At 59.5% G+C, this 22285-nt stretch carries 26 protein-coding genes; 13 read left to right on the top strand and 13 right to left on the bottom strand.

What is annotated here, in order from left to right:
• The first annotated feature begins 11 nt into the window (after positions 1–11).
• Together IMCC20628_RS12260 and IMCC20628_RS12255 are read left to right on the top strand one after the other, a co-directional pair.
• Positions 12–446 (top strand): metalloregulator ArsR/SmtB family transcription factor, encoded by a 435-nt coding sequence (locus IMCC20628_RS12260; RefSeq protein ID WP_156174497.1) that lies wholly within the window; start codon positions 12–14, stop codon positions 444–446.
• Positions 440–1711, top strand: coding sequence for a hypothetical protein (locus IMCC20628_RS12255; protein WP_047030455.1), 1272 nt, complete (start codon positions 440–442; stop codon positions 1709–1711). Before IMCC20628_RS12260 ends, IMCC20628_RS12255 begins: the two co-directional genes overlap by 7 nt.
• 61 nt (positions 1712–1772) lie before the next feature.
• Here IMCC20628_RS12255 and rplI read toward each other — a convergent pair whose 3' ends face one another.
• From rplI to rpsF, 4 genes are all read right to left on the bottom strand, one after another.
• Entirely contained in the window at positions 1773–2393 is a 621-nt protein-coding gene (gene rplI, locus IMCC20628_RS12250; RefSeq protein ID WP_047030454.1) for a 50S ribosomal protein L9, read from the bottom strand.
• A gap of 26 nt (positions 2394–2419) precedes the next feature.
• The gene (locus tag IMCC20628_RS12245; RefSeq protein ID WP_047030453.1) at positions 2420–3379 is read right to left on the bottom strand and encodes a DUF2232 domain-containing protein; all 960 of its coding nucleotides are present in this window, start codon (positions 3377–3379) and stop codon (positions 2420–2422) included.
• Positions 3380–3529: 150 nt separating this feature from the next.
• A complete protein-coding gene (gene rpsR, locus IMCC20628_RS12240) occupies positions 3530–3778 on the bottom strand; it encodes a 30S ribosomal protein S18 (RefSeq protein WP_035526723.1) in 249 nt (82 codons plus the stop codon).
• Positions 3779–3789: 11 nt separating this feature from the next.
• Entirely contained in the window at positions 3790–4215 is a 426-nt protein-coding gene (gene rpsF / locus IMCC20628_RS12235; protein ID WP_047030452.1) for a 30S ribosomal protein S6, read from the bottom strand.
• A gap of 378 nt (positions 4216–4593) precedes the next feature.
• Here rpsF and IMCC20628_RS12230 point away from each other — a divergent pair, with 378 nt between their 5' ends.
• From IMCC20628_RS12230 to IMCC20628_RS12210, 4 genes are all read left to right on the top strand, one after another.
• Positions 4594–5088, top strand: a complete 495-nt coding sequence (locus IMCC20628_RS12230) for a pyridoxamine 5'-phosphate oxidase family protein (RefSeq protein WP_245307768.1) — start codon at positions 4594–4596, stop codon at positions 5086–5088.
• Positions 5089–5436: 348 nt separating this feature from the next.
• Positions 5437–5925, top strand: a complete 489-nt coding sequence (locus tag IMCC20628_RS12220) for a molybdopterin-dependent oxidoreductase (RefSeq protein ID WP_052766405.1) — start codon at positions 5437–5439, stop codon at positions 5923–5925.
• Between the two features lie 26 nt (positions 5926–5951).
• Entirely contained in the window at positions 5952–7928 is a 1977-nt protein-coding gene (locus IMCC20628_RS12215) for an EAL domain-containing protein (RefSeq protein ID WP_052766404.1), read from the top strand.
• A gap of 214 nt (positions 7929–8142) precedes the next feature.
• A complete protein-coding gene (locus tag IMCC20628_RS12210) occupies positions 8143–9294 on the top strand; it encodes an MFS transporter (protein ID WP_197078293.1) in 1152 nt (383 codons plus the stop codon).
• A gap of 100 nt (positions 9295–9394) precedes the next feature.
• Here the strand turns inward: IMCC20628_RS12210 and IMCC20628_RS12205 are convergent, their stop codons facing one another.
• From IMCC20628_RS12205 to IMCC20628_RS12175, 7 genes are all read right to left on the bottom strand, one after another.
• A complete protein-coding gene (locus tag IMCC20628_RS12205; RefSeq protein ID WP_047032513.1) occupies positions 9395–10438 on the bottom strand; it encodes an aldo/keto reductase in 1044 nt (347 codons plus the stop codon).
• 139 nt (positions 10439–10577) lie between these two features.
• On the bottom strand, positions 10578–11504 hold the full coding sequence (locus tag IMCC20628_RS12200) for a calcium/sodium antiporter (protein ID WP_047030448.1): 927 nt from the start codon (positions 11502–11504) through the stop codon (positions 10578–10580).
• A gap of 124 nt (positions 11505–11628) precedes the next feature.
• The gene (locus tag IMCC20628_RS12195) at positions 11629–11925 is read right to left on the bottom strand and encodes a hypothetical protein (RefSeq protein WP_047030447.1); all 297 of its coding nucleotides are present in this window, start codon (positions 11923–11925) and stop codon (positions 11629–11631) included.
• Positions 11926–12101: 176 nt separating this feature from the next.
• Complete coding sequence (locus IMCC20628_RS12190) at positions 12102–12497, bottom strand: DUF1761 domain-containing protein (protein WP_047030446.1); 396 nt, start codon at positions 12495–12497, stop codon at positions 12102–12104.
• Positions 12498–12527: 30 nt separating this feature from the next.
• Positions 12528–12836 (bottom strand): YciI family protein, encoded by a 309-nt coding sequence (locus tag IMCC20628_RS12185; protein ID WP_047030445.1) that lies wholly within the window; start codon positions 12834–12836, stop codon positions 12528–12530.
• Between the two features lie 39 nt (positions 12837–12875).
• Entirely contained in the window at positions 12876–13313 is a 438-nt protein-coding gene (locus IMCC20628_RS12180; protein ID WP_047030444.1) for an SRPBCC domain-containing protein, read from the bottom strand.
• Positions 13310–13636: a metalloregulator ArsR/SmtB family transcription factor gene (locus tag IMCC20628_RS12175; RefSeq protein WP_047030443.1), complete on the bottom strand. Its 327-nt coding sequence runs from the start codon at positions 13634–13636 to the stop codon at positions 13310–13312. Before IMCC20628_RS12175 ends, IMCC20628_RS12180 begins: the two co-directional genes overlap by 4 nt.
• Before the next feature lie 187 nt (positions 13637–13823).
• Between IMCC20628_RS12175 and fabD the strand changes: the two genes are divergently transcribed.
• The 7 genes from fabD (at position 13824) to gmk (ending at position 20403) form a co-directional block, all read left to right on the top strand.
• Positions 13824–14777 carry an ACP S-malonyltransferase gene (gene fabD, locus IMCC20628_RS12170; protein ID WP_047030442.1) on the top strand — a complete coding sequence of 318 codons (954 nt, stop codon included), beginning with the start codon at positions 13824–13826 and terminating at the stop codon, positions 14775–14777.
• Positions 14778–14839: 62 nt separating this feature from the next.
• The gene (fabG, locus tag IMCC20628_RS12165) at positions 14840–15577 is read left to right on the top strand and encodes a 3-oxoacyl-[acyl-carrier-protein] reductase (RefSeq protein WP_047030441.1); all 738 of its coding nucleotides are present in this window, start codon (positions 14840–14842) and stop codon (positions 15575–15577) included.
• Positions 15578–15857: 280 nt separating this feature from the next.
• Complete coding sequence (locus IMCC20628_RS12160) at positions 15858–16094, top strand: acyl carrier protein (protein WP_047032512.1); 237 nt, start codon at positions 15858–15860, stop codon at positions 16092–16094.
• A 102-nt stretch (positions 16095–16196) separates the two neighbouring features.
• Positions 16197–17459 (top strand): beta-ketoacyl-ACP synthase II, encoded by a 1263-nt coding sequence (gene fabF, locus IMCC20628_RS12155; protein ID WP_047030440.1) that lies wholly within the window; start codon positions 16197–16199, stop codon positions 17457–17459.
• 114 nt (positions 17460–17573) lie between these two features.
• Positions 17574–18800, top strand: a complete 1227-nt coding sequence (gene mltG / locus IMCC20628_RS12150; RefSeq protein WP_047030439.1) for an endolytic transglycosylase MltG — start codon at positions 17574–17576, stop codon at positions 18798–18800.
• A gap of 56 nt (positions 18801–18856) precedes the next feature.
• The gene (locus IMCC20628_RS12145) at positions 18857–19744 is read left to right on the top strand and encodes a YicC/YloC family endoribonuclease (protein ID WP_047030438.1); all 888 of its coding nucleotides are present in this window, start codon (positions 18857–18859) and stop codon (positions 19742–19744) included.
• Positions 19745–19746: 2 nt separating this feature from the next.
• The gene (gene gmk, locus IMCC20628_RS12140) at positions 19747–20403 is read left to right on the top strand and encodes a guanylate kinase (RefSeq protein WP_047030437.1); all 657 of its coding nucleotides are present in this window, start codon (positions 19747–19749) and stop codon (positions 20401–20403) included.
• Here gmk and rsmA read toward each other — a convergent pair whose 3' ends face one another.
• Both rsmA and pdxA read right to left on the bottom strand, forming a co-directional pair.
• A complete protein-coding gene (gene rsmA, locus IMCC20628_RS12135; RefSeq protein ID WP_047030436.1) occupies positions 20404–21234 on the bottom strand; it encodes a 16S rRNA (adenine(1518)-N(6)/adenine(1519)-N(6))-dimethyltransferase RsmA in 831 nt (276 codons plus the stop codon). It lies immediately after the preceding gene.
• On the bottom strand, positions 21234–22280 hold the full coding sequence (gene pdxA, locus IMCC20628_RS12130) for a 4-hydroxythreonine-4-phosphate dehydrogenase PdxA (RefSeq protein ID WP_047030435.1): 1047 nt from the start codon (positions 22278–22280) through the stop codon (positions 21234–21236). The genes rsmA and pdxA overlap by 1 nt, the downstream gene beginning before the upstream one ends.
• Positions 22281–22285 lie beyond the last annotated feature (5 nt).

The raw sequence follows: 22285 nt of genomic DNA, 5'->3' as shown, positions 1-22285 counted from the left end.
AGTTCTATCTGATGGGGATGGGAGTTGGAAGGGCTGCAAGCGCCCCGGTCCACTGTGCCGTTTGTCAAAAATTTCACTGGCCGCTTGAATATTCCGATAATCCATGGAATAAGAGAATGATGAAAATGAACTCCGCAGTCAAGGTTTTCTCGGTTCTGGCCCACGAAGGGCGCGTGCAGTTGCTGCAAACACTGGTTCAGGCCGGTGACAAGGGCTCGTCTGTGAGCGCATTGGCAGATGCAATCGGGCAAAACCTCAAAACCGTATCTGCTCAATTGCTACTGATGGCCGATGCTGAGTTGGTCATCGCCCGTCGCGAGGGAAAACAGATGATCTATTGTGCTCAATACGAGACGCTGGGCGCGCTTTTTTCTTTCATCATGCATGATTGCTGTGGTGGCAACGAGGACCTGCGCCGGACAGTCCAGCGGGTCTGCAAATGCTGACCCCGAGTGCGGAGACCGCATGCTGCGGGACGAGACCTGTCGAAGCGATCAACAGTTTCTGCCATTGCCTGCCCTATGACGCTGAGGAGCGCCGCATCCGCGTTGCTGTCGGCAGCCCCGATCAGCGCCTGGCAGGGCTTCTGACCGATCGCCCCGGGCTCTATGCCGGCACCGCCGTGTTTGTCTCATGGGATCACTACGCGCAAATGGCGAAGCTGGTGGAGGCGGTCGCCCAAAGCACCGCGCGCCCCTCCTATGAGGCTGCCGTTCAGGCCCGCGATCCGGGTGTCGACCTGACGCGCCAGAGAGCGAGCCATAGTGTGCTGATGGGCTTCGATTTCCATGTGTCATCGGCTGGACCGCGGCTGATCGAAATCAACACCAACGCCGGTGCGGCATTCCTCACCAAGCAATTTGCCGATGCAGGATCGGGTTGCCTGCCTGCCGGAGCAGTCCGCCCGGCTTTCGATGAGGCGCAATTGGATCACCTGTTGGTGTCGATGTTCCTGGAGGAGTGGGCTGCTGTCAGGCCGGGGGAGAAGCTTCGCACGCTCGCCATTGTCGATGAGGACCCCGAACACCAGTATCTGTATCCGGACATGCTGCTGGCAGCTGAGCTTTTGCGATCACACGGGATCAGCACGCTCATCGCAGACCCGTCGGCACTCGACTACCGTGATGGCATATTGTGGCACGGCGATGAAATCATTGACATGGTCTACAACCGCCTGACCGATTTCAGGCTAGAGGCTGGTTCCAACAGAATGCTGCGGCAGGCCTATCTTGATGACGGTGCGGTGATTTCGCCATCTCCACGCCACCACGCACTCTATGCAGACAAGCGCAATCTCGTGCTGCTCGGTGGTGATGACGGTGAGCCCGGCGCGGTCAATGCAGATCTCCGCACCATGATCCCGCAAACCCAAGCCCTCGGCTCGATCGACCCGGTAGCCGCCTGGAAAGCGCGCAAGACAATGTTTTTCAAGCCGTCGGGTGGCTATGGCAGCCGGGCGGCCTATCGTGGTGACAAGCTGACGACCGGTGTCTGGAAGACCATATTGGCGGGTGACTATGTCGCCCAGACATTCGTCCCGCCGGCTGATCGCGGCCTGATGGTCGACGGTGTTCCAGTGCGTCTCAAATTTGATATCCGGCTCTATGCCTATGCCGGCAAGCCGCTGTTTCCGGTAGCGCGCATGTATTCGGGCCAGACCACCAATTTTCGCACGCCCGGCGGAGGACTGGCCCCGGTGATCCTGGTCTGATCGTCAAAAAAACGCCCGGAAACATGTTCCGGGCGTCAAATTCAAGCGATAGAAGTCAGTCTCAGGCGTTGTGGTTTTCTTCGCTTGAGGCTTCGTTGCCTTCACCGTCTTCGTCGTCATTGTAGTCCGGGTCGTTTTCGGCAGCTTCGGCAGCTTCCGCAACAGCTTCCTCGTCAATGCCGTAGATGGCATCGGCCGACGACAGATCTTCACCCTTCGACTGGCGTTCGGCTTCGTCAGCGGAACGGGCCACGTTGAAGGTGACAGTGACATGGACGTCGGCGTGAAGCACCAGCGGCACGGTGTGCAGGCCGATGGTCTTGACCGGGTTGTTCATGTCAACCTGGCTGCGGCCGATGGCGAAGCCATTGTCGGCGAGAACGGCGATCACGTCGCGGGCAGCAACCGAACCGTAGAGCTGACCGGTTTCACCGGCCGAGCGAACCACGACAAAGGTCTTGCCGTCGAGCTTTTCGGCAATCTGTTCGGCTTCCGACTTGCGCTCGAGGTTGCGGGCTTCCAGCACCACGCGCTCGGCTTCAAAACGGGTCTTGTTGGCGGCGTTGGCGCGCAGCGCCTTGCCCTGAGGCAGCAGGAAGTTGCGAGCGTAGCCGTCGCGAACCTTGACGGTGTCGCCCATCTGGCCGAGCTTTGCGATGCGTTCAAGAAGAATGACGTCCATGGTAATGTTCCTTTCGAGGAGGGGTGTCAGGTTTTGGAGTTGGGACCGGATCCGGTCACCGTCAGAGTTCGGGCCGTGTCGAACAGCCCGAGGAAGAGAAAGAAACCCAGCGGCAGTGTGAAGATCACTGTCGTCAGATAGGCAGTCCACAACAACAGCCCGCGCGCCGGCTTGCCGCGCGTGCGGTGATGCACGATGGCGAACCCGGCCACGACAAAGCCGATGCCGAATGCCCCGATAAGTGTCCAGCCGATCAGGCTGATGCCACCGTCAAAAAAGCTCATCGCTACACCGGCACTCAGGGCAATGGCTCCCAGACGCGGTATTCTGAGCTGTGATGGAATGTCATCCTTGGGGCGTTTGGACCGTCCGGACAGGCGCACGATCGCCGAGGCGACATACCAGCCCGCGAACAGGATCAGCACCCACATAGCAGCCTGGATCGCAGGCAGTGCAAACAGAAAGAACTGTTTCATCTCGATCAGGCCTTCGGCCGAAGGCTGGTAATCGGCGTTGCTGGCCTTGATGGTGTCGACAAACACGTTGACCAGATCGTCGATGAATTCCGGTCCATATCCGGTGGCCAGTCCGATCGCCACAAGCCCGACACAGACACAGGCCGCGATGTTCATGAAAATGTCGGACAGCGGATACCAGATAACGCCGCCTTCCGGTCCGCCAATTTCCTCGGCCGGTCTGGCGAGATTGGAGAGATGTGCAATCCAGGCCGCGGGCGCCAAGGTGGTGACAGCGGAAACGAGCGCTGCCTGTGGCGTCGTGGCGAACCCGATAATCGCCATTGCGCAGGCAACGGCAACGATGGAGGCGAGGTTCGACCAGCCCAGTCCGGCGATCAGCACAGGCAGTGCGGCGGCGGCAAAAAGAAAGAATGACAGGCCTGAGGGGGATCCGGCGCTGACAAGCAAAAGCGCGGCGGAAACGCCGGCGAGCAGGCCCACAAGGAGCGATGTGCTTTGCTGTGTCATCAGTCGCTGTCCTGCCTTCAAGCAGTTAGAGGTCAGTCGCGAATGATTTCACGCCTCAACCCCAACACGGGATTTTCAAAAACCCAGGCCCCGCGCCCGTCGCGGGATGGGAACAGGATCCGGCGCCGAAACGCCGGATCCGAATTTATCCTAGCGCAGCACGTAAGGCAGCAGGCCGAGGAAACGGGCGCGCTTGATCGCCTTGGCGAGTTCGCGCTGCTTCTTCTGGCTCACAGCGGTGATGCGGGAAGGAACGATCTTGCCGCGCTCGGAAATGTAGCGCTGCAGAAGACGGACGTCCTTGTAATCGATCTTCGGCGCGTTCGCACCCGAGAACGGGCAGGTCTTGCGACGGCGATGGAACGGACGACGGGTCGGGATCTGATTGATGTCTACCATGGTCGTATCTCCTATTCGCGGTCTTCGCGCGGACGGCGCGGGCCACGGTCGCCGCGATCAGGACGGTCGCCACGGGGGCGGTCGTCACGGTCGCCGCGTGGACGGTCGTCGCGGTCACGCTTCTGAAGCATGGCCGAAGGGCCTTCTTCATGAGCCTTGACGGAAACGGTCATGAAACGAAGAATGTCTTCGTTGAAGCGCATCTGGCGCTCCATTTCCTTGACGGCATCCGACGGAGCATCAATGTCCATAAGCGCGTAATGCGCCTTGCGGTTCTTGTTGATGCGGTAGGTCAGGGACTTCAGTCCCCAATGTTCAATACGCCCGACTTGTCCACCATTAGCTTCGATCACACCCTTGTACTGTTCTACGAGGGCTTCGACCTGCTGGCTGGAGACATCCTGCCGGGCAAGGAGTACATGTTCATATAGAGCCATGATTTTCTTGCCTTTCTTGCATTTTACATCACCCGGATCCGGCGCTAAGCCCCAGCGACTTGTCCTGTCGGCGTTTAAGGCCGGGCAAGAAAGACGTGGTATCGAGACGGTCGTGAGCGGAGACACGGGAGGCCGGAGCGCTGTTGCCCCTGGGACCCTTTGACAAGGATCGCACCCTCCGTTCAGCCACCAGCCAGATGACCGGGTGTTCGAACAAGGCGGCTTATACGCGGATTCTGCCGTATTGCAAGCGCTGCGGAGCCCGGTGGGGATTGTTTGCCTCGAGTTCAACGGTTCTGCGCTCACCTGTTGCCGATCAATTGCCCGGGGAACATGCAACCAATCGCTCCATGCCGCGTTGCGATTGCTGAGATAACCTTGAACAGGAGCACGTTTATGACGAAGATAAATCAGCAACATGTTTGGGAAATGATTGAGGACATCAACATCTGCATGTTCATCACATGGGACGGCAGCCGTCAGCGGGCACGCCCCATGGCCCATATGCCAAGGCAGGACGAGCACGCCATATATTTCTTCACTGACGCAACAGCAGAAAAAGACGGTCAGATCGAAGAGTTTCCGATTGTCACCCTGACGTTTGTTGACCAGTCAAAAAATGACTATGTCTCCCTTACCGGTACAGCAACCCTCTCCAATGACCGCACCAAAATCGAAGAACTGTGGTCGCCAATGATGAAATCCTGGTGGGACGGACCGGAAGACGCCAACCTTCGACTGATCAGGCTGGTTCCCGAAGATGCAGAAGCATGGGACGGCCCTCACGACGTTGTGTCGACAATCAAAATGGTCGCAGCGGCCGCCGGGCTTGGCAAGCCTGATATGGGCGATAGCGGCAAGGTCAGAATGTAAAGCCGCTGATCAGCATACCAATGCAGCGGCCGTTCGGTCGTGGCATTGGTTCTGCGGCCGGTCCGTCGCTGCAGGCAGGCTCGCGCTATCGGAAAATGGGCATCTTTGGTGCCGACCGGGATCTTGAGTTGATCCACCGTCCTGGCGGCAACCCTCGCCAGGGCGATGAACTGTTTTCCCCTGTATGCCTGTTCGCCGCGATCACCCCCAATTTAGTACCATTTACTTCTGTATCGCCAGCTTAACCCCGGTTTCATCGGAGTTTGAGCAGTATGGTTTTCGGATTCTGCCGCCCAAGCGCCGTCTGGTGGCAAAGCCGGCGAGATTGTAAAACAGAAGGAAATGCTGATGTCTTCATTGTTGAAAGCCCTGCTTGTTGGCGCGACGCTGGCATTCGGGGGTATCGCTGCGCAGGCAGCGGAGTCCGACAAGGTGGTGCTGACCGTCTCCGGAAAAGTGACCAACGGCGAAGCGGTGGACTTTACCCTCGCTGAACTCGAGGCACTGGGAACCTCAAGCATTACCACCAGTTCGCCCTGGGAAACGAATGCTATTACCTATGAAGGCGTGCCTATGGTCACGTTGATGCAGGTGGTGGGTGCGACGGGTGATAAAACTGCCATTGTAGCGCTCAACAAATACCGCACCGAAGTCCCGGTCTCGGATTTTGCCGATCATGGCGTCATTCTCGCAAGCCGCAAGAATGGTGAGCCTATGCCTATCAGCGATAAAGGTCCGTTGTTCGTCGTCTATCCTTTTGATGGCAAACCTGAGCTGAACACGGAAATCTATCACTCGCGGTCCGCCTGGCAGGTCCGCAGCATCATCATCGAATAGCCCTGAGCACAAAGACCGATTAATTCATGCGGCTTCCCACAACCACATTCAATCTGCTCGCCCTTGCAGGTCTCATCGCGCTCGGCGCCGTCGGCTGGATTCACGCTCGCCTGACGGCAGCGACCGAGGAGTCCGTTGCCCTTTCGGCCCGCTATGACGTGACATGGACCGGCTCGGCGGGGCGGATGGAAATTCTGGAACTGCAGAAATGGATATCTGACTATATAGCAAGCGGCAGCCCGGAAGATGCAGCTCAAGTTGAGTTGTACAGTCAGATTGTCGAGGGTCGATTGGCCAACTGGAACGCAGGCAAGTTCGGGGAGTATCTGGACATGTTGCCAGATCGGCGGGCTTCCTTTGACAGCATTCGTGCAGAATTTATCGACGCCGTTGCCGAAATCGGCAATCTTGATGATCCGCAGGTTCAGCAGATCCTTGTCGCAAGATTGAACAAGATTGCACCGGTCATTCACCGCATCGGCGCGGATGCCCACACCAGTACAATGACGGTCAATGCAGAAATTCGTAATACATTGTTTGAAGAGCAGCGTGTTCAGAAATACCTGTCCTTCGGATTGGTTGGCGCCGGCATATTGATGGTGTTGATCATGATCTATCAGAACCGATCGCTCGAACGCGCCAATCGCGGCGCCCGCCGTGCAGCCGAGGGATTTTCTGATCTTGCCCACCATGATAGCTTGACCGGACTTCCCAACCGGCTTGCCTTCAAGAGCGCATTTGAAACAGCCATGGCCCTCCAAGATGGAGGACGCAATAGACTGGCGGTGTTTGCCATCGATCTTGACGGGTTCAAGGGGGTCAACGACCTGCTCGGCCACGCCGCCGGCGATGATTTGCTGGTTTCTGTTGCCGACCGGCTCAGACGTCTGTTCTTGAATCTGGGTGTTGAAAACATCGTCTCCCGTTTCGGCGGAGACGAATTTGTCGTGTTGTTGCAAGGCGAGGCTGTCGTTTGCCGGCATGAAGCTATTGCGGCGCAAATGTTGGCGGAATTGCGCGAGCCTTACGTGGTTCAAAACAGCACCGTGGCAATCGGCGCCACGGTTGGACTGGCGCTGCTGGACCGCGTCAATGACTCAGCTTCCGATCCGCTGCTCGATGCTGATCTGGCGCTTAGCAATGCCAAGGCGCTGGGCAAGGGCATTGTGGTCAAGTTCGAGCCCTCGATGCGGAAGGATTTCGAAAGACGCGGCCGGCTCGAATCCGATATGAAATCCGCGCTTCGCAATGGCGATATATTCCCGTTTTATCAGATGCAGGTGGACATCGAAACCGGCCAACTGGTCGGCTTCGAGGCTTTGGCGCGGTGGAACCATCCGGAACTGGGCTGGATCGGACCGTACGAATTCATTCCGATCGCCGAAAGCTCGTCGCAAATCGTCGAGTTGGGACGCTGCATTCTGACGACCGCATGCGCGCAGGCGATGGCGTTTCCGGACAACATCCGGGTCTCGGTCAACCTCTCAGTTGGCCAGATGCTGCGTGATGATGTCATTGGAATGGTGACCGACATACTTGCGAGCACCGGGTTTCCGGCGAGCCGTTTGACGCTCGAGGTGACAGAATCGGTGATGATGTCCGAGCCCCAATTGGCTGCGCGCATCTTGAACGGTCTCAAGGATCTGGGGATTTCGATCGCACTCGACGATTTCGGAACCGGCTATTCGGCGCTGTCCTATCTGCGGCAGTTCGATTGGGACGAATTGAAAATCGACAAGTCCTTCGTTGACGATCTTGGCCATGACCCGCGCTCCCTGTCCATTATCGAGGCGGTGGTCGACCTGGCCACCGAACTCGGTATGAAAGTCGTCGCCGAAGGGGTAGAGACAGCCGACCAACTCGGGATCCTGCGCAAGAGCGGCTGCCACATCGCTCAGGGCTATCTGTTCGGTCGCCCGGAACCGATTGATCAGGTGCATTTGACGCTGCTGAAATCCTTTGCTCAGGCTGATGCGGAGCCTAACTTGGCTGTCAGCATCTGAGGACTGCCCCCAGCGGCACAGCAAATCCCGGCCCCCGTAGGTGGCGAAGTCGCTGGTTCATGTATTTGATGTCGCTCCGGTGCCTTGCCAGAATCAGGTTTCGCGCAGACTGTGCTGTCATTAGACATTGTCAGTTGCCTCTTATTCAGCGTTAGCCAGCACATTGGTCCAGCATCGCCTTCCGCTCGTCGAATTCCCGCCCCCCAGACCCGGTGTGAATTCATTCGCCATACTGGCCGCCTGTGAAGCATCAGCGCGGGCAACATTGGTGTCGGTCTATCCGGTGTTGATGTACCGGGCTCTCGGCAGCGCCACATCGGTGTCTGAGGTCTATGTGCTGATCGGAATTACCGGGATGATTTGCGCGCTGAGCGTGCCCTTGCTGGCTCGCTTCGTGCCGCGGCGTTGGCTTTACACGCTGGGGGCGGTGATCATGATCTGCGGCAGCGTGCTGGGCGGTTTCTTCGATGCCCGCTACGTGCCTTACGCGGTTGCGGCCAATTCGGTCGGATTGGTCATTCTGGCTGTCTGTTTCAACGCCTATGTGATGGACTATGTCGAGCGCGCCTCGATGGGCAAGAACGAAAGCCGCCGCTTGCTGTTCAGCGGCATTTCCTGGAGCGTCGGACCGTTCCTTGGCGTGGTGTTGATGGATTGGCACCCGCAGGTGCCGTTCCTGATCTCGATCACCGCCTGTCTGCTGATGCTCGGTTTCTTTTGGTATTTGCGGCTTGGTGACGGCAAGATCATCACCAAGGCCCGCCGACCGCCAACCAATCCGCTGCGCTACATTCCGCGATTTTTTCGCCAGCCAACCCTGGTCGGGGGCTGGTTTTACGCCACGATGCGCTCCGTAGGCTGGTCGATTTACATCATTTACGTGCCGATTTTCGCAGTCAAATCCGGATTGAGCGACCAGATCGGCGGTTTGGCGCTGTCGATCTCCAACGGATTTCTGTTTTCGACGCCGTTCATGCTCAGGTTCTTGCAGAAAACCAGCGTTCGCCGCGCCATCGTTACCGGATTTGGCGGCTGTGGCGTCTTGTTCATTGCCGCGACCCTGATGTCGACCTTTCCCTATCCGGCGATCGCCATGCTGGTGTTGGCGACCGTGTTTCTGGTGCTGCTCGATATCAGCGGCGGCCTGCCGTTCCTGCTGACGGTCAAGCCGTCAGAGCGCACCGAGATGGCGGCGGTTTATTCCACTTACCGCGACGTCGCCTCGGTCGGGTCGCCCGCATTCGCGCGGCTGGTGTTGGTGGTCGCGCCGGTGCAAGGCGTGTTTGCTGCCATCGGCGTGGTGCTGATCGGCTGTGCCCTGATCGCCCGGCGGACGCACCCGGGATTGGGCAAGCGCAGACACTGATAAATGCGCTGCGCTTTAAGCTCAGACCTGCGGGCCCGCAGCCGGCACGAAGTGTCCGCATGGAGGCCCGCAAATCAGAGCCGAGAGAACGTGGCAAGCCTCAGATCGGCATCGGATGCGCCCGCCGTGCGACCGCGATGTCTTCCAGAACCTCATCCGACAATGTGACGTCCTTGGACTCGATGGCCGTCTTGAGCTGTTCCACCGACGTTGCACCGATGATCGCTGCCGTCATGAATGGCCGGCTCAGGCAGAAGGCGATGGCCATTTGCGCCGGATCAAGTCCGTGTTTGCGGGCGACGTCGAGATAGGCCTGTGTTGCTGCTTCGGTGCCGGGGCCCCACCGTCCGCCCAGATTGGGCACCTTGCTGCGGCGCGAACCTTCGGGTGTGACATCGCCCTGGTATTTGCCCGACAGGATGCCGGCCGCCAGTGGCGAGAAGGCCAGCAAGCCGATATCCTCGTGATGCGCCACTTCGGCAAGATCGGTATCGAACATCCGGCAGATCAGGTTGTATTCGTTCTGGATCGAGGCTGCGCGCGGCAGGCCGTGTTCTTCGGCCAGACGGACAAATTGCATGGTGCCCCAAGCGCTTTCGTTGGACAGGCCGATCGCGCGGATCTTGCCGGCCTTGACCGCGTCACCGAGCCCTTCCAGCGTTTCGCGAATGTCATCGGTCGTCGTGGCCTTGTCCTGGGTGCTGGCATCAAACGCCCAGTGTTTGCGGAAATGATACGAGCCGCGGTTGGGCCAGTGCAGCTGATACAGGTCGATGTGATCAACGCCGAGCCGCTTCAGATTGCCATCGATCGCCTCCATCACCGACGCCCGGGTAAAGCCCTGGCCATCGCGGATCCATTTGACCCCGTTGCCGACCATCTTGGTGGCCAGAATCACGTCATTGCGCTTGCCCGAGGCGCGGAACCAGCTGCCGATATACTCTTCCGTCCGTCCTTGCGTTTCAGCGCGCGTTGGCTGGGTCGGATACATCTCTGCCGCATCGAAGAAATTCACGCCCTGGGTCAGCGCGTAATCCATCTGCTCATGGGCGTGGCTTTCGGTGTTCTGTTCGCCCCAGGTCATGGTGCCCAGGCAGATTTCGCTCACCATCATGCCGGTGCGTCCGAGTGGATTCAATTTCATGCGGGACATTCCTCGTGATTGTGGCCCGGTTGTTTCCGGGAACATGTCAAATTTGGCCGCACCATAGACACCGCGCGGCGCGGTGCAACCCATTTGACATGGAAACAATCAGAACATCACAACAGGCAGTTTGGCGAGTTCAGAACAGCCAGATCACGTAGCCCGCATAGGCGCACAGCATCGCAAACCCGGCCAGACGGCTGATCTTTCCGGCAACCAGAACAAGGCCTATGAGCACCAACGACACCGCAACCATGACAGGAATGTCGAATCGCGCCATCGAGGCATCAATCGTCAACGGCGTAACCATTCCGGTGATGCCGAGAATGCCCATGATGTTGAAGATATTGGAGCCAACGACGTTGCCCAGAGCCACTTCGGCATGGCGGCGAAAGGCGGCGACAACCGAGGTTGCAAGTTCGGGCAGGCTGGTGCCGACAGCAACGACGGTCAACCCGATGACGGCCTCTGAAATCCCGAATTCCCGTGCGATGGCCGTTGCGGCGCCAATCAGCAGGCTGGCGCCGACAAACAGTGCGCCAAGTCCACCCGCGATAAATAGGGCCTCTTTCCAGCCCTCGATCCTGACCACCAGCTCGGTTTCTTCCGCCGACAAGCGGCGGCGGTCGGTATGGGTAACCCAGGCGAGGTAGGCAGCAAGCGATGCAAACATCACCAGGCCGAGCCAGGCGTTGATAACGCCCCAAAATCCCAGGCCGAGCATGATGACCGCCGCCGCCAGCATCATCACCAGGTCACGATTGAGATTGGGTATGCGCGCGGCGATCGGCGAGATCACTGCGGCAGTGCCGAGGATGAGGAGGATATTGGCAATGTTCGACCCGACCACATTGCCGATGGCGATGGCGGGGGAGCCGTCGAGCGCTGCCTGCAGCGACACAAGCAGTTCCGGCATCGAGGTGCCGAACCCGACCACGGTCAATCCGATCAGAAGCGGCGGCATGCCGAGCCGGTTGGCCAGCGAAATGGCGCCGCGTACCAGAAAATCCGCGCCAAAGGTCAGCAGCGTAAGCCCTGCAATGAGCATAACCACGTTCAAAAGCATGCTGTCTGTCCTCAGTTCATCGACCAGCGCGACCGCGCGCAACAGTGGTGTAGCGCGTGGCCTGGGCAGGCGTCGGGAAAAATGCTCAAGGCGCGAGCGCCAGTGGCGGCACTCGTTGCTTGGCTCAGTCGGCGTTTTCGGGGTTCATTTCCGCCGAGATCGCCAGCTTCGCGGTCATCCATGTCGCCCAGATGGCCAGCGGGCCAATCAGTGCGATCATGATCAGGTCGCCGGTGGTGGCGAGATCAAGAAGGCCATCGGCAGCCCATATGGTGGCGACGGCTGCGAGCCAGATTTCAGAGCCGATCAGCACAATCGCGCCGATTGCAGTCGAAAACGCCACAAACCTGGTTTTGGGCAAAGGCATGTGCGAGCCGGTGGAAAAATTGACCGGGGAGGAGGGTGACGCGGGGTGCGACATCTGTGTTGATCCGAAAAGGCGCTGCCGGGTTTGAGCGCAACGATCAAGATGTGTCGCCGATCCGTGGCAAATACAAGATGCGCTGCGGACCCGGCAGCAAATATTTTTCGTGCCACGCAACTGCGGCGCACCGGCGGTGAGCCGGTGCGTCGTATCATACAGTCAGCAATCGGCGTTCACAGGCTTCGGATGAGGCCTTGCGACAAGGTCATGATCACCAGCGCAATGATCCAGTATCCGGCGTCGACATTGCGGGCATAGGCAGGTTTCCTGGTGAACAACCCGCCGGAATAGGCCAGCACAGTGAACGCCAGGGTGGCCAGAATGACCGTGGACAACGCGTTCGTGGCAGCGGTGACGCCGACGAACCAACTCATCAGCAGCAAGCCTAAAAACTGAGCAGCCATGGCGGCAAATGGCATGTCGTTCGCGGTACCCATTTCAACGCCGACACCCTTGGCCCATTTGGGTCCGAACAGTATCGGGGAATACCACAGCCAGCCTGCCAGGAACGAGACCACTGCACCAATGATGACGGCAAGCCAGCTAACGCCGGTTGTGAGTTCGGACATGTGATTGCACTCCTTTGCTTGCAGACGCCCTTACATCTCTATGACCGGAGCGACTTCGACGGAGCCGCCATTCAGGATCGGGCAGCCTTTGGCCATTTCGGCTGCGGCTTCCATGCTGTCGGCCCTGACAACGGTGAAACCCGAAAGCGGGTTGGCGCCGCCATCATGGCTAATGCCGCTGCTGCTGACGGTCCATGACTGACCAACCGCGTTGCCGGGATTGACCACCGCGTCTCCCATGTGCGCAAACCAAGCGCCCCATTTTTCCATTTCTTTCTGACCTTCTTCGGCGGTCTCAGGCTTTCTCCCGCCGTGATAGGCAAATACATAATCAGGCATGTGTCTTCCTCCTCTGGTGTGTTTGTGTGGTCACCTGCGTCAGGTTGCGCCAGCCAGTTGTTGGAGCTTGCGCAGGGTCGAGGTCCAGCCTCGGTTGTGATTGCTGGCACTTTCGTCGTCGACAAGCCCAGAATGGATCAGCCTGAACCGGCTGCCGGTCTCGCCGTCGGGTTCGATTTCGAACCTGACCCGACTTTCATGGCCGCGAACGTCGTCTTCGTCGTGCCAGCCCCAGGTGAATTCCACCGAGTGCGGCGGATCGATTTCGACAACTTCGCCGCTCATCTTGTGCAGTCCGCCCTCGGCGTTGACCAGCGTCGAGGACCAGGCGCCGGGTCGTGACAGGTCGAGCTGGTGCGCGCGCAGACCCATCCCTTCCGGTCCCCACCATTCCAAAAGATGTTCTGTCCGGGTGACAAAGGCAAAAACTTTCTCCGGCGGCTGCGAGAATGTTCTTTCGAGTTTCAGAACGCTCATTTCCGGTCACTTTCCTGTTGCAGGGCAAGTTCCAGCCGGTCGAGGCTGGTCTGCCAAAAATCCCGATGGCTCATGGTCCAGGCGCCGATCGTCTGCACCGCTTCCGGTCGCACCGAGTAGAGCCGGCGCTGCCGGTCGATCCGTTGCTCGATAATGCCGGCTTGCCGCAGCACCTTGAGATGGCGCGAGATGGCGGGCGCCGATATCGGACCGGTGTCCTGCAACGCGCCCGCACTCTGTTCCCCGTCCTTGAGCAGCCGCTCGACAATGGCAAAACGCGTTGGATCACCAAGTGCGGCGAAGAGTGTGGACAAGCCGGTCATGTATGCTCTTTCAGTATTTCGTTAATTAACGTAATTGCGAAATTATTAACTGTCAACAGGGCGTAGCGAGGCTATTCGTGGTCATATCCGGCCTTCCGCTACGGTCCGCTGTGGTGCCTGAGCTTGACACCGGCGCTGCGAATGTGAATTGAAGCGGCAACGGGACACACAGGATTGGAGCCGCGACATGGCCATAGCATTCACTTTTCCGGGGCAGGGCAGTCAGGCCGTCGGCATGGGCAAGGACCTCGCCGCAGCTTATCCCGAGGCCAAGGCAGTCTTTGACGAGGTCGATGCGGCGCTTGGCGAAAAGCTGTCGTCAGTGATCTTTGAGGGACCAGAAGAAAGCCTGACGCTGACCGCCAATGCCCAGCCGGCGCTGATGGCGGTGTCGATGGCATTGGTCCGCGTGCTCGAATCCCGTGGCCTTAATCTGGCAAACACCGCCAGCTATGTCGCCGGCCATTCGCTTGGCGAATATTCGGCGCTGTGCGCCGCCGGCATGTTCTCGATTTCCGACACCGCTCGGCTCTTGCGCATTCGCGGCAATGCCATGCAGGCAGCGGTGCCGGCAGGCGAGGGCGCCATGGCAGCCATCATCGGGCTGGAGAACGAAGATGTGGAAGCCGCCTGTGCGGAAGCCCGGTTGCTCGGCGCGGTGCAGATCGCCAATGACAATGGCGGCGGCCAATTGGTGATCTCGGGCTTGAAAGCCGCTGTCGAGGCGGCTGCCGCCAACGCCACCGCGAGAGGCGCCAAGCGGGCTTTGATGCTGACTGTGTCTGCGCCGTTCCATTCAAGCCTGATGCAGCCAGCCGCCGACGCCATGCGCGAAGCGCTGGCTGGCGTTGCCAAATCCGCACCAGTCGTTCCGGTGATCTCCAATGTCCGCGCAGCGCCGGTCTCCGATCCGGACGAAATTGTGCAATTGCTCGTCGAGCAGGTTACTGGTCAGGTGCGCTGGCGCGAGACGGTGGTGTGGTTTGCCGCAAACGGTGTCGACACGCTGGCCGAAATCGGCGCAGGCAAGGTGCTGACCGGTCTGGCCCGTCGCATTGAACGCTCGATCACCGGACTGAATATATCCGGGCCGGATGACATTGATCCGTTTCTGGCCGCAATCGACGCGCAAAAAACCTGAACTGCAGACCTGATGACAGCCTCATTGCAGGCTTGAACTGAAAAAATCCGAAAGGACGACCCATGTTTGATCTGACCGGCCGCAAGGCCTTGGTGACCGGTGCCTCCGGTGGAATCGGTGAAGCCATTGCCCGCCAGCTCCATCGCCGCGGTGCCACCGTCGGTATCCACGGAACCCGCGTCGAGCGGCTTGAGGCGCTCGCTGCCGATCTTGGCGAACGGGTGATTATGTTTCCCGCCGATTTATCCGACCGGGACGCCGTCACAGCCCTTGGCAAGTCTGCCGAGGAGCAACTCGAGGGTGTCGATATTCTGGTCAACAATGCCGGGATCACCAAAGACGGATTGTTCGTGCGTATGACCGACGATGCCTGGGATCAGGTTCTTGAAGTCGATCTGACCGCGGTTTTCCGCCTGACCCGAGAGCTGACCCATCCCATGATGAAACGCCGCCATGGCCGCGTCATCAACATCACCTCGGTTGTCGGCGTTGCCGGCAATCCTGGCCAGGCCAATTATTGTGCGGCCAAGGCGGGCATGATCGGCTTTTCCAAAAGCCTTGCCCAGGAAATTGCACCGCGCAACATCACGGTCAACTGCGTTGCTCCGGGCTTTATTGAAAGCGCCATGACGGACAAGCTCAATGACAAGCAGCGCGAGGCGATCATGGGGGGCATTCCGATGCGTCGTATGGGCACAGGCGCTGAAATCGCTTCCGCCGTCACCTGGCTTGCATCCAATGAAGCTTCCTATGTCACCGGGCAGACCATTCACGTCAACGGTGGCATGTTGATGGTCTGATCCATCTTGAGACAAATGATCAGCCAGTTACTTCATTATGCGACGGGAATCGCGCGGTCAGTGCACTTTCCGGCTTTGCCCGCATGCCAAACCATGGTACTTCGCCCTCGCTGAGAGTGTGGACGAGAGCAAATTTCGAGACCGAAATGTGCCGTAATCCACAGCTCCGGCTTTGACGGAACCAAGTCTGGCGCATAAAGATGTGCAACAAGCTTGATTACCCATGCTTGCGCAGGTAACGAGGCGCAAGAACAATGTGAAACAGGTCGAGGAATCCGACATGAGCGACATCGCAGACCGCGTAAAGAAAATTGTCATCGAACATCTGGGCGTTGACGCTGAAAAGGTGAACGAAGGCGCAAGCTTCATTGATGATCTAGGTGCGGATTCGCTCGATACGGTCGAATTGGTGATGGCATTCGAAGAAGAATTCGGTGTTGAAATCCCTGACGACGCTGCCGACACAATCCTGACCGTCGGTGACGCAGTCAAGTTCATCACCAAGGCTCAGGCCTGAATGGACACCAACAGGCGGGCGCCTCAACTGCCCGCCTTCAAGACCGGCGCAACACCTGCGCCGGTTTATCTTTCTTTTCTGGCATGACTGGGACTTGAGACGATGCGAAGAGTCGTCATCACCGGCACTGGTGTGGTTTCTCCGCTTGGCTGCGGCACGGAGATTACGTGGTCTCGCTTGATCGGCAGCCAGAATGGCGCGTCGCGGGTCACGGCTTTCGACGTCAGTGACATCGCGGCCCAGGTCGCCTGCTCCGTCCCCACCGATCCATCGGTGGAGGGGGCCTTCAATCCGGATGACTGGATGGAGCCCAAGGAACAGCGCAAGATCGACAAATTCATCCTGTTTGGCGTCGCCGCTGCCGAAATGGCACTCAACGACGCAGACTGGCACCCCAAAAGCCGCGAAGACCAGATCGCCACCGGCGTGATGATCGGTTCTGGCATTGGCGGCCTGGAGGGCATCGTCGAGGCGGGCTATACTCTGCGCGACAAGGGTCCTCGACGGATTTCCCCTTTCTTCATTCCCGGCCGTCTGATCAATCTTGTGTCCGGCCAGGTCTCTATCCGCCACGGCCTTCGCGGCCCCAACCATGCAGTTGTGACAGCCTGCTCGACCGGCGCGCACGCCATTGGCGATGCGGCAAGGCTGATTGCGCTTGGTGACGCTGACGTCATGGTCGCCGGTGGCGCAGAAGCTGCCATATGCCGAATCGGGCTGGCCGGCTTTGCCGCCTGCAAGGCGCTGTCGACCTCCTACAATGATGCTCCGGAAAAGGCCTCGCGGCCTTATGACCGCGATCGCGACGGCTTCGTCATGGGTGAGGGCGCTGCAACGGTGGTTCTCGAAGAACTCGACCATGCCCTGGCGCGCGGCGCCAACATCATTGCTGAAGTGGTTGGTTACGGGATGTCAGGCGATGCCTATCACATCACCGCGCCGGCTGAAGATGGCGATGGCGCCTACCGCTGCATGCAGATGGCGCTCAAACGCGCCGGCCTGGCAGCCGCTGATGTCGACTACATCAACGCTCACGGCACCTCGACCATGGCTGACACCATCGAACTTGCGGCAGTCGAGCGGCTGGTCGGTGATGCGGCACCTCAGATTTCGATGTCCTCGACCAAATCCGCCATTGGCCATTTGCTCGGCGCGGCCGGTGCAGTGGAAGCTGTCTTCTCGGCTCTGGCCATTCGCGACAATGTCGCCCCGCCGACGCTCAATCTCGACAATCCGGAAGTCGAGACCAAGATCGATCTGGTCCCTAAGGTGGCGCGCAAGCGCCAGATTGATGTGGCCCTGTCCAATTCTTTCGGCTTCGGCGGCACCAACGCATCGCTTGTTTTGAGACGATATCAGGGGTGATGGTGCTGGCCGCCGGATGGCGACTGCTGCATTAACCGGTATTTCGCCACATTGCGCGGCAAGAACACAGCATCGGGTTTTGGCCCTTTTCCCAATTCCTGTGGAGATTGACACGTGAATGACCGCAACGATCAGAACAAGAGCATTTTTGGCCGTGCTGCAGGTGACAAGGCCGTGTCCGGTCCCATCGTGCCGGTGTCGCCTTCCCAGGCGCTGAAGCCGGAAAAAGCACCGCCTCCGCCCAGGCGCTCGCGCCGGGCCCGCAATCAGGTCGTGATATTTCTCAATTTCGTGCTGTCGCTGGTGATCTTCATTGCCATCATAGGAATCGGTGTTTTCTGGTATGGCAAGACCGAATTCGAAGGACCCGGGCCGCTTGATCAGACCACTGATTTCATGGTGCGCGATGGCGCTGCTCTCAAGCAGATTGCCGCCGGGCTGGAGAGCCAGGGTATCGTTGCCAACCAGCGGATTTTCTCCCTGGGCGCCCAGGGCATTCTAGGCGATGACACGCTGAAAGCCGGTGAATATGAAATCAAGGCGCATGCTTCCATGCGCGATATTGTCGAGTTGATGCAGTCGGGCAAGTCCATCCTGCATTCCTTCACCGTGCCTGAAGGGCAGACCGTCCTGCAGGTGTTTGACCGGTTGAGAAATGCGGAATTGCTGGAGGGGGATCTGCCCGAAGAAATGCCGGCCGAGGGCGCACTGCTGCCCGAAACCTACAAGTTCTCGCGCGGCACCACGCGTGCGGAGATTATCGAGCAGATGACCAGGGCCCAGACACGGGCGCTTGAACAGGTCTGGGAGCGGCGTGCTCCGGACCTGCCTCTGGAAACACCGGAAGAACTGGTAATCCTTGCTTCCATTGTCGAGAAGGAAACCGCCAAGGCGGACGAACGCCCGCGCGTCGCCGGCGTTTTCATCAACCGTCTCAACAAGGGCATCCGCCTGCAGTCGGATCCAACCATCATTTATGGCTTGTTCGGGGGCGCCGGAAAACCGTCTGATCGTCCGATCTACAAATCCGACATCGAAAAGCCGACCGCCTATAACACCTACGTCATCGACCGTCTCCCGCCGACGCCGATCGCCAATCCGGGTCGCGAGGCGATGGAGGCAGTGGCCAATCCGTCGCGCACCAAGGATCTCTACTTCGTTGCGGACGGCACCGGGGGGCACGCCTTCGCAGAAACACTGGCCGATCACAATTCCAATGTTGCACGGTGGCGCAGGTTGGAATCCGAGCAGGAAAAAGCGATTGCAGCAGAAAAAGCGGCTGCCGCTGAAGCTGCCGCAGCAAAAGCTGCCGAAAGTGAACCGAAGCCGGAAGGCAATTGATCCGGCTACGCCGGTCATGAGCTGATTGAAATCCGGGTACAAGAGGGGTGGGGGACATGGCGATCCAGTCGATGACAGGCTTCGCGCGTCACGAGGGCGAGGCCGAAGGGTGCCGCTTCGTCTGGGAACTCCGCTCGGTCAACGGCAAGGGCCTGGACGTGCGGCTTCGGCTGCCTCAAGGCTTCGAAGCGCTTGAACAACCGGTGCGCAAGGCAACAGCCGCTGCACTAACACGCGGCAACCTGCAGGTCAGCCTTTCGATCAGCGCCAAGGGCGCTGCAGTCGAGGCCGTGGTCAACGAAGCAGCGCTTGAAGCCGTGATTGGTCTTGTCGACAAATTGGCAAGTCGTATTGATGCCCGCAAGCCGGCGCTCGACGGGATCCTCAACATCAAGGGCGTGCTCGAATTCCGCGATCCGGAACTCTCGGATGAGACCCGTTTGGCGCGCGATCAGGCGGTTCTTGCCGGCTTCATGCTGGCACTTGATGCGCTCAAGGCGATGCGGTTGTCCGAAGGCGCCGCCCTTGCCAAGATCCTCGGTCAGCAGGTCGATCGCATCGAGGCATTGACCCTGGCGGTCGAGGCCGATCCATCGCGCTCGCCCGAGGCCATTCGTGCCCGGCTTGCAGAACAGGTGGCAAGCCTGATGGATACGGGCGCGGGACTGGATCGCGACCGGCTCTACATGGAGGCAGCGTTGCTGGCCACCAAGTCTGATTTGCGCGAAGAGATTGATCGGCTCAAGGCACATGTGGAGGCGGCACGCGCGTTGCTCTCAGGTGACGGCGGTGCCGGGCGGCGGCTCGATTTTCTCGCCCAGGAGTTCAACCGCGAAACCAACACGATCTGCTCGAAATCGAATGCGGCGCCGGTCACCGCTATCGGACTTGATTTGAAGGTCCTGATAGATCAGTTTCGCGAACAGGTACAGAATCTGGAGTAGAGATGAATCAGCCGCCCGAAAATCTTCCGTCGGCCCGAATCAAGCGGCGCGGCCTCATGCTGGTCATTTCATCGCCATCAGGCGCCGGAAAGTCGACCATTGCCCGCAATCTTCTTGAACATGATTCCGGGCTCAGCCTCTCGGTAAGCGTCACCACGCGCCCGCGTCGTGGCAGCGAGATCGAGGGCGTGCATTACCATTTCAAATCGCGCCGTGATTTCGAGCGCATGCGTGATTCCGAAGCACTGCTGGAATGGGCGGAAGTGCATGGTAATTGCTACGGCACACCGCGTGAAGCGGCTGAAATCGCGATGGCCGAAGGCCGCGACATGCTGTTTGATATCGACTGGCAAGGCGCTCAGCAATTGCAGGAAAAAATGAACGCCGATGTCGTGTCGATCTTCATCCTGCCGCCTTCTATGGAAGAGCTCAGGGCCCGACTGCATCGCCGCGCCGAGGACGCCGACGAAGTGATCGAACAGCGGCTGGCCAATGCCAGGTCCGAAATCGAGCACTGGCGGGAGTATGACTATGTCGTCGTCAACGACGATCTCGACCGGGCCTATTCCGCCGTACGCGCCATTGTCCAGGCCGAACGCCTGCGCCGCGACCGCCGTCCTGGACTGTTTGATTTCGTCACGGATCTGCTGGAGAGCTGATCAAACTGCGCGGGCTAGCGCACAAAATTCTTCAACACTCAGGGTTTCGGCACGGCGGGACGAATCGATCCCGACCTTGTCGAGCAAGGTCTCGCCGCCCAGCGATTTCAGGCTTTGCCTGAGCATCTTGCGGCGCTGGCCAAAGGCTGCCTGGGTCACGCGCTCGAGCTTGTCGAGCTGGCAGGGCAGGCGCTCGGCCAATGGCTCAAGCTGCACAACGCTCGATGTCACCTTTGGCGGCGGTGTGAACGCCTGCGGCGATACGTCGAACAGGATCTCGCTGTGGGCCAGCCAGCCGGCCAGAATGCCAAGGCGGCCATAGTGGTTTGACCCCGGCGCCGCCACGATCCGTTGCCCCACTTCCTTCTGGAACATCAGTGTCATCGAAGTCCAGAACGGGTTTTCCGGATCTGCAGTCAGCCAGTTGATCAGCAATTGCGTGCCGACATTATAGGGCAGGTTGGCGATGATTTTTGCCGGCGCGCCGCCAGCAATAGCCGCCAGGTCGATCTTCAATGCATCGGCTTCAACCACTTCAAGTCGGCCGGGATAGTGATCGGCGATCTGGGCAAGGGCGGGCAGGCAGCGTGGATCTGTCTCGATCGCCACCACCCGGGAAGCGCCTTGGGCCAGCAGCGCCCGGGTCAGGCCGCCGGGGCCGGGTCCGATCTCGAACACGGTAAAGCCTTCCAGCGGGCCGGCCGAGCGGGCGATTTTCGCCGTCAGGTTGAGGTCGAACAGAAAATTCTGGCCCAGCGCCTTTTTCGGCGCCAGACCGTGGGTGGCCACCACATCGCGCAGTGGCGGCAGGCCGTCAGGTGTAGACGCCATTACAATGTGCTTTCTGTAGGAGTGGTCTCGGCGTCGGCCATGGTGCCGGCGAGCCTCAGCGCAGCGACAAGACTGTCTGCCCGCGCCACACCCTTTCCAGCCAGCGAGAACGCTGTTCCATGGTCAGGCGATGTGCGGATGAAGGGAAGCCCCAGTGTGGCGTTGACCGAATCATGAAAACCGAGCGTCTTGGCCGGGATCAGCGCCTGATCATGATACATGCATATGGCCGCATCGTAGTCAGCCCGGGCCTCGGCATGAAACATGGTGTCGGCCGGCAGCGGACCGAAGGCATTGATGCCGCGCGCCCGCAACGATGCGATGGCAGGCGCAATGATTTCGGCATCCTCCGCGCCCAGCGCGCCATCCTCTCCTGCATGCGGGTTAAGGCCGGACACGGCAATGCGCGGCGCCGCGATACCGAAGCGGCTGGCCAGATCCCGGGCGACAATCTCTGCGGTCTCGACAATGGCCTCGGTGGTCAGCATGTCCGGCACCTGCCTGAGCGGGATATGTATGGTGACTGGTGCCACACGCAAATTCGGTCCGGCCAGCAGCATCACCGGCCTGAGCGAGCGGTCCTGCGGCAGGCCCTGCGCCTGGCTTGCCAAATGCGCCAGATATTCGGTGTGTCCGGGAAATTCGAAGCCGGATGCATAAAGCACCGATTTGGCGATGGGATTGGTCACCACAGCACGAGCACGGCCATCCAGGGTGAGTTCGACAGCTAGCCTGATTGCTTCAATCACCGGCCCGGCATTGGCCGGATCAGGCGTGCCGACGCGCGCCGGTACTGCAAGCGAAACCGGCAGGACGGGGAGGGCCGTGGCGAAGTCGGTCGTGGCACTTTCCGGCGAGGACTCGCGGATAGGGACATCCATTCCAAGCAGCTTTGCCCGTGCGGCCAACATCTCCGTGTCGCCGATCAGATAAAACGCAGGCAACCCAAGGCCGGCCCGGTTTTGCCAGGCTGTCAGCGCCAGATCGGGTCCGATGCCTGCAGGGTCGCCCATGGTCAGTGCCAGGGCGCGGCGGTTCCCGGTCATATGGA

Source organism: Hoeflea sp. IMCC20628, assembly GCF_001011155.1.
Classification (GTDB): domain Bacteria; phylum Pseudomonadota; class Alphaproteobacteria; order Rhizobiales; family Rhizobiaceae; genus Hoeflea.
The sequence above is the reverse complement of the archived record's forward strand: the minus strand, read 5'-3'. Positions and strand labels throughout refer to the sequence as shown.

Coding starts and splice junctions, on each gene's coding strand:
- IMCC20628_RS12260 (WP_156174497.1), top strand. CDS start 12: ATGGGGATGGGAGTTGGAAGGGCTGCAAGCGCCCCGGTCCACTGTGCC.
- IMCC20628_RS12255 (WP_047030455.1), top strand. CDS start 440: ATGCTGACCCCGAGTGCGGAGACCGCATGCTGCGGGACGAGACCTGTC.
- rplI (WP_047030454.1), bottom strand. CDS start 2,393: ATGGACGTCATTCTTCTTGAACGCATCGCAAAGCTCGGCCAGATGGGC.
- IMCC20628_RS12245 (WP_047030453.1), bottom strand. CDS start 3,379: ATGACACAGCAAAGCACATCGCTCCTTGTGGGCCTGCTCGCCGGCGTT.
- rpsR (WP_035526723.1), bottom strand. CDS start 3,778: ATGGTAGACATCAATCAGATCCCGACCCGTCGTCCGTTCCATCGCCGT.
- rpsF (WP_047030452.1), bottom strand. CDS start 4,215: ATGGCTCTATATGAACATGTACTCCTTGCCCGGCAGGATGTCTCCAGC.
- IMCC20628_RS12220 (WP_052766405.1), top strand. CDS start 5,437: ATGTCTTCATTGTTGAAAGCCCTGCTTGTTGGCGCGACGCTGGCATTC.
- IMCC20628_RS12215 (WP_052766404.1), top strand. CDS start 5,952: ATGCGGCTTCCCACAACCACATTCAATCTGCTCGCCCTTGCAGGTCTC.
- IMCC20628_RS12205 (WP_047032513.1), bottom strand. CDS start 10,438: ATGAAATTGAATCCACTCGGACGCACCGGCATGATGGTGAGCGAAATC.
- IMCC20628_RS12200 (WP_047030448.1), bottom strand. CDS start 11,504: ATGCTTTTGAACGTGGTTATGCTCATTGCAGGGCTTACGCTGCTGACC.
- IMCC20628_RS12195 (WP_047030447.1), bottom strand. CDS start 11,925: ATGTCGCACCCCGCGTCACCCTCCTCCCCGGTCAATTTTTCCACCGGC.
- IMCC20628_RS12190 (WP_047030446.1), bottom strand. CDS start 12,497: ATGTCCGAACTCACAACCGGCGTTAGCTGGCTTGCCGTCATCATTGGT.
- IMCC20628_RS12185 (WP_047030445.1), bottom strand. CDS start 12,836: ATGCCTGATTATGTATTTGCCTATCACGGCGGGAGAAAGCCTGAGACC.
- IMCC20628_RS12180 (WP_047030444.1), bottom strand. CDS start 13,313: ATGAGCGTTCTGAAACTCGAAAGAACATTCTCGCAGCCGCCGGAGAAA.
- IMCC20628_RS12175 (WP_047030443.1), bottom strand. CDS start 13,636: ATGACCGGCTTGTCCACACTCTTCGCCGCACTTGGTGATCCAACGCGT.
- fabD (WP_047030442.1), top strand. CDS start 13,824: ATGGCCATAGCATTCACTTTTCCGGGGCAGGGCAGTCAGGCCGTCGGC.
- fabG (WP_047030441.1), top strand. CDS start 14,840: ATGTTTGATCTGACCGGCCGCAAGGCCTTGGTGACCGGTGCCTCCGGT.
- IMCC20628_RS12160 (WP_047032512.1), top strand. CDS start 15,858: ATGAGCGACATCGCAGACCGCGTAAAGAAAATTGTCATCGAACATCTG.
- fabF (WP_047030440.1), top strand. CDS start 16,197: ATGCGAAGAGTCGTCATCACCGGCACTGGTGTGGTTTCTCCGCTTGGC.
- IMCC20628_RS12145 (WP_047030438.1), top strand. CDS start 18,857: ATGGCGATCCAGTCGATGACAGGCTTCGCGCGTCACGAGGGCGAGGCC.
- gmk (WP_047030437.1), top strand. CDS start 19,747: ATGAATCAGCCGCCCGAAAATCTTCCGTCGGCCCGAATCAAGCGGCGC.
- rsmA (WP_047030436.1), bottom strand. CDS start 21,234: ATGGCGTCTACACCTGACGGCCTGCCGCCACTGCGCGATGTGGTGGCC.
- pdxA (WP_047030435.1), bottom strand. CDS start 22,280: ATGACCGGGAACCGCCGCGCCCTGGCACTGACCATGGGCGACCCTGCA.